Raw genomic sequence first — 430 nt, 5'->3', positions numbered from 1 at the left:
GATGATCGGCTGGCCGACGTCACGGTAGGCGGCCGGGATCTCGGGCCGTCCGGCGGGGAACGCCCGCGTGGCTCCCTTCCGGTGGACGTACAGTTCCCGTTCCTGACGGTCGACCGCGTCGTCGGGGCTGGTCGGCCGCCCGTCGGCGTCGACGGCCACCTCGTGGACCTCCTTCTTGCCGATGTTGTGGGCGACGTCGTAGAGGAGCTCCATCTCCATCGCCTCCCAGTCGCGGCCGAAGACGCGCTCGAAGACGCGTCGCGTCCGGTGCATAATCAGCTGACGGTTCACCCACGCGAAGTTGATGCACGCGCCCATCGCGCCGTAGTACTCTTCTGCGAGTTCCGATCCGGACGGCGCTGCCGCCAGTTCTTTGTCCGGTAGCTCCGCGAGCAGGTCGCCGTGCTCCTGTTCGATCTCCCGGAGGTAG

The 430-nt window shown here is 67.7% G+C and carries 1 protein-coding gene; it reads right to left on the bottom strand.

Annotated elements, in window-relative coordinates; genetic code table 11:
• On the bottom strand, positions 1–430 hold a 430-nt coding region (locus DVK00_RS21105), incomplete at both ends, for an RtcB family protein (RefSeq protein ID WP_147435961.1).

Origin of the sequence: Haloarcula sp. Atlit-47R, assembly GCF_003665985.1 — an archaeon.
In the GTDB taxonomy this organism is placed as follows: domain Archaea; phylum Halobacteriota; class Halobacteria; order Halobacteriales; family Haloarculaceae; genus Haloarcula; species Haloarcula taiwanensis.
The sequence above is the reverse complement of the archived record's forward strand: the minus strand, read 5'-3'. Positions and strand labels throughout refer to the sequence as shown.